The sequence below is a fragment of the Pseudomonas sp. PGPR40 genome (assembly GCF_022014505.1).
In the GTDB taxonomy this organism is placed as follows: Bacteria; Pseudomonadota; Gammaproteobacteria; order Pseudomonadales; family Pseudomonadaceae; genus Aquipseudomonas.
Genome location: NZ_JAKLSP010000064.1, coordinates 1 through 4,939, shown reverse-complemented (window position 1 = coordinate 4,939; position 4,939 = coordinate 1). Strand labels below are relative to the sequence as shown.

The window sequence follows — 4,939 nt, the reverse complement described above, 5'->3', positions numbered from 1 at the left end:
CTTTGTCTGGCATTACAACCATCGCCGTTGCCACACAGCCTCGAATAACCTGCCGCCAGCCCTTTTTGAAGAGCGGGCGGCCTAATACTCCTACAGAGCGGTCCAAAAAAACTGGACCACAACAGGCCGGCTCCTACGGGGCGAGCATTACTCGCCGATAGCAGCCTTGTAGGCCACCGGGTCGAGCAGGTTATTCAGCTCTGAGGTATCGCTTGGCTCGAGTTTGAAGAACCAGCTGTCATAAGGCGCGCTGTTGACCAATTCCGGGCTGTTGGCCAATTCTTCGTTAACGGCAATGACTGTGCCGGAAACTGGCGAGTAGATATCGGACGCGGCCTTGACCGATTCGACTACACCCGCTGCCTCACCGGCAGCGAACACTTTGCCGATTTCCGGCAGCTCGACGAACACCACATCACCCAAAGCTTCCTGAGCATGGTCGGAAATACCCACTTTCACGCCGCCATCATGGTCTAGACGGGCCCATTCGTGACTTTCGGCATAACGCAGGTCGGTTGGGATATCGCTCATGTTCTGTGTCCTCGAGAAGAAATGTCAGCGGTCGATCCCGCCGGAATAAGTTAGATCAAGGTTTTGCCGTGGCGTACGAAGGTCGGTTTGACCACTCGAACCGGGTACCACTTGCCACGGATTTCCACTTCAGCGCGGTCGGCGGTGGCTACCGGCACGCGCGCCAGTGCTATCGACTTGCTAAGCGTAGGAGAGAAACTACCACTGGTGATCTCCCCTTCGCCAACATCGGCGATGCGAACCACCTGATGCGCCCGCAAAACGCCACGTTCTTCAAGAACCAGACCGACCAGTTTGTGCTGTACGCCAGCGGTTTGTTCTGCTTCCAGGGCAGTGCGGCCGATGAACTGGCGCGTGGCCGGTTCCCAGGCAATGCTCCAGTCCATGTTGGAGGCCAATGGCGAAACGTCTTGATGAATGTCCTGGCCGTAAAGGTTCATGCCAGCTTCGACCCGCAAGGTATCCCGCGCGCCGAGGCCGATCGGGGAGATGCCCGCGCCCACCAGATCGTTGAAGAAGCCCGGTGCCTGATCGGCCGGCAGCACGATTTCCAGACCATCCTCACCGGTGTAACCGGTGCGCGCGATGAACCAGTCACCGTCGGTCTGACCTTCGAAATATTTGAGCTGTTGAATGAGCGTGCCACGGGACTGAGTCACCAGTTCGGCAATCTTGTGGCGGGCGTGAGGCCCTTGAATGGCCAGCATCGCCAGCTCGGAGCGCTCGTTGAGTTGCACCTCGAAGTCGCCAAGATGAGCCTGCATCCAGGCCAGATCCTGATTGCGGGTGGAGGCGTTGACCACCAGGCGATAACCGTCCTCGAGACGGTAGACGATCATGTCGTCGACGATACCGCCGTGCTCGTTGAGCATGGCACTGTACAAGGCACGGCCAGGGCTGTGCAGGCGTTCGACGTCATTGGCCAGTAAATACTGAAGCCAGGCCTTGGCCTGGGGGCCGTCAACATCGATCACGGTCATGTGGGATACATCGAAAACCCCGCAATCGCGGCGCACCTGATGGTGCTCCTCGACTTGCGAGCCGTAATGCAGAGGCATATCCCAACCGCCAAAATCGACCATCTTCGCGCCAAGGGCGAGATGAAGGTCATACAGAGGCGTACGCTGTCCCATGGGTTTCTCCTTCCGGGCGTGGCGAAGGTGCGGGCAGGCGCTGTACGGAGTGAAATGCCTGTAAATAAAGGCTTTCAGCCGATTTCAGCAACCCGATCCGAGGACGGACCGCACCGAATGCCGCGCATTGTAGCCGCAAGGTGTAGGACTGACACCTACGCGTTTCGATGCGCCGAACGTCGGATCAATCCGATGACCGGTAACAGCCCGACCATCACCAGGGTCAGTGCCGGCAACGAGGCCCTCGCCCACTCGCCCTCGCTGGTCATTTCAAAGATCCGCACCGCCAGCGTGTCCCAGCCGAACGGGCGCATCAGCAGGGTCGCGGGCATTTCCTTGAGCACATCGACGAACACCAGCAATGCAGCGCTCAACGTGCCCGGCAGCAGCAGCGGCAGATACACTTTGAAAAACAGTCGTGGCCCACTGACGCCAAGGCTACGTGCCGCTTCAGGCAAAGATGGCCGTATTCGCGCCAGGCTGCTTTCCAGCGGCCCATAAGCCACGGCGATGAATCGCACCAGATAAGCCAGCAACAACGCCGACAAACTGCCCAGCAGCAACGGTTTTCCCGCGCCACCAAGCCAGCCCGACAGCGGAATCACCAGTTCGCGATCCAGGTAACTGAACGCCAGCATGATCGATACCGCCAGCACCGAGCCCGGCAAGGCATAACCAAGGTTGGCCAGGCTGATGCCGGAACGGATCGCACGGGTCGGCGCCAATCGACGGGCAAAGGCCAGCACCAGCGCGACACTGACGGTGATCAACGCCGCCATACCGCCCAGGTACAGGGTATGGATGATCAATCCGGCATAACGCTCATCCAGATCGAAGCGTCCGCGTTGCCAGAACCACACCACCAGTTGCAGCACGGGAATGACGAAGGCGCAGGCGAACACCAGACCGCACCAGCTCATGGCCGCCAGCGCCTTGATCCCGCGCAGGTGATACAACGCCTTGACCCGTGGCCGTTCGTTGCTCGCCCGGTTGGCCCCGCGGGCACGGCGCTCGCCATACAGCACCACCATCACCACCAACAGCAACAGACTGGCCAGTTGCGCGGCGGTGGAAAGACTGAAAAAGCCGTACCAGGTTTTGTAGATAGCGGTAGTGAACGTATCGAAGTTGAACACCGACACCGCACCGAAATCCGCCAGGGTCTCCATCAACGCCAACGCCACCCCCGCGCCGATGGCCGGACGTGCCATGGGCAACGCCACTCGCCAGAATGCCTGCCACGGGGATTGCCCAAGGACTCGCGCTGCTTCCATCAAGCCTTTGCCCTGAGCCAGGAATGCGGTACGCGCCAACAGGTAAACGTAGGGATAGAAAACCAGTACCAGCACCAGAATCACACCGCCGGTGGAGCGCACTCGCGGTAGCCTCAAACCGCTGCCGAACCATTCGCGCAGTAGGGTTTGCACGGGGCCGGCGAAATCCAGCAGGCCGACGAAGACGAAAGCCAGCACGTAAGCAGGAATTGCAAAGGGCAGCATCAGCGCCCAATCCAGCCAACGTCGCCCGGGGAATTCGCAAAGGCTGGTGAGCCAGGCCAGGCTGACGCCCAGCAGCGTTACGCCGAAACCGACGCCGAGTACCAGCGTGAGGGTATTGCCCAGCAACCGTGGCATCTGGGTATCCCACAGGTGGGACCAGATTTGCTGATCGATGGTTTGCCATGAGAAAAGCAGAACGCTCAGGGGCAGCAGGACCAGCGCAGCAATGGCGAAGACCAGGGGATACCAGCGGCGTTGGGCGGGGTGGGCCAAGGAAAGCTCTCGTTTAAATGATTGTGCCCACGCTCTGCGTGGGCACACATCTTGTGACGCTCTGCGTCACGCCTCGACGCGGAGCGTCGGTGGATGCATTCCCACGCAGAGCGTGGGAACGATCAGGCCGGCAGGGACGCCGCCGACTTCATTCTGTGGCGCAGTATATCGACAGACTCAGTTCCAGCCAGCCCGATCCATCATCCGGATCGCTTCAGCCTGACGCTTGCCAGCCACTTCAACCGGCAAGGTATCGGCAACGAACTTGCCCCAGGCCGCTACTTCTTCCGAAGGAGCCACTGCCGGGTTGGCCGGGAATTCCTGGTTCACGTCAGCGAAAATCTTCTGCGCTTCAGGCGTGGTCATCCACTCCACCAGCGCCTTGGCAGCTTGCGGGTGCGGCGCATGTTTGGTCAGGCCAATGCCCGACAGATTGACGTGTACGCCACGGTCACCCTGATTCGGCCAGAACAGCTTCACCGGCAGGTCCGGCTTCTGTTTGTGCAGACGACCGTAGTAGTACGTATTGACGATACCGACGTCGCATTGACCGGCGTTGATCGCCTCCAGCACGGCGACGTCGTCGGAGAACACGTCGGTGGACAGGTTGTTGACCCAGCCCTTGAGGATTTTCTCGGTTTTCTCGGCGCCATGGACTTCGATCATGGTGGCGGTCAGGGACTGGTTGTAGACCTTCTTCGCCGTGCGCAGGCACAGACGGCCTTCCCACTGTTTGTCGGCCAGGGCTTCGTAGGTGGTCAACTCACCGGGTTTCACCCGGTCGGTGGAGTAAGCAATGGTCCGCGCCCGCAGGCTCAGGCCGGTCCAGGCATGGGAAGAAGCGCGATACTGCTGCGGGATGTTGGCGTCGATCACTTTGGAGGTGAACGGCTGGAGGATGCCCATTTGCTCGGCTTGCCAGAGGTTGCCGGCGTCGACGGTCAGCAGCAGGTCGGCGGTGGCGTTTTCGCCCTCGGCCTTGATCCGCTGCATCAGCGGTGCTTCCTTGTCGGTGATGAACTTCACCTGCACGCCGGTTTTCTGGGTGTAGGCATCGAAGACCGGTTTGATCAGCTCATCGATACGCGAGGAGTAAACCACCACCTCGTCGGCGGCCTGGGCGGCGGTGCTGCCAATCAGGGTCAGGGCCAGTGCAGTCAGTAGACGCTTGGGTGCCAACATGGAAGCGGTCTCTCGAATGGGGAAATGAGGCCAAATGATAAGGACTCACATTTAGCTTCTCAATCGAACAGTGAGTGGAGGCGTTACAGGATGTTGCACAGCTGAGATGGGTGGGGGATGTACCGACGCCTTCGCGGGCAAGCCTCGCTCCTACAGGTTTTGTGTCGTTCGCTAATGTCGCGATTGACTCAATACCTGTAGGAGATTCCCCGCCGCCAAGGCGCCGCGCTGTCGCGCAACAAACAAGTGAATGCGCCAGGCATCAAGCACGATGAGAGGCTGATACCGCAACGGCATGTAGCGTCAGAGCAGACTTGTTAG

General features: G+C 59.9%; 4 protein-coding genes. All 4 read right to left on the bottom strand.

What is annotated here, in order from left to right:
* Positions 1-147: 147 nt before the first annotated feature.
* On the bottom strand, positions 148-531 hold the full coding sequence (gcvH, locus tag MEB48_RS28940; RefSeq protein ID WP_237887116.1) for a glycine cleavage system protein GcvH: 384 nt from the start codon (positions 529-531) through the stop codon (positions 148-150).
* A gap of 50 nt (positions 532-581) precedes the next feature.
* Complete coding sequence (gene gcvT / locus MEB48_RS28935) at positions 582-1,664, bottom strand: glycine cleavage system aminomethyltransferase GcvT (protein WP_237887115.1); 1,083 nt, start codon at positions 1,662-1,664, stop codon at positions 582-584.
* Between the two features lie 155 nt (positions 1,665-1,819).
* Positions 1,820-3,436 (bottom strand): ABC transporter permease, encoded by a 1,617-nt coding sequence (locus tag MEB48_RS28930; protein WP_237887114.1) that lies wholly within the window; start codon positions 3,434-3,436, stop codon positions 1,820-1,822.
* 177 nt (positions 3,437-3,613) lie between these two features.
* Complete coding sequence (locus MEB48_RS28925; protein WP_237887113.1) at positions 3,614-4,618, bottom strand: extracellular solute-binding protein; 1,005 nt, start codon at positions 4,616-4,618, stop codon at positions 3,614-3,616.
* Positions 4,619-4,939: the final 321 nt, after the last annotated feature.

Coding starts and splice junctions, on each gene's coding strand:
- MEB48_RS28925 (WP_237887113.1), bottom strand. CDS start 4,618: ATGTTGGCACCCAAGCGTCTACTGACTGCACTGGCCCTGACCCTGATT.
- gcvT (WP_237887115.1), bottom strand. CDS start 1,664: ATGGGACAGCGTACGCCTCTGTATGACCTTCATCTCGCCCTTGGCGCG.
- gcvH (WP_237887116.1), bottom strand. CDS start 531: ATGAGCGATATCCCAACCGACCTGCGTTATGCCGAAAGTCACGAATGG.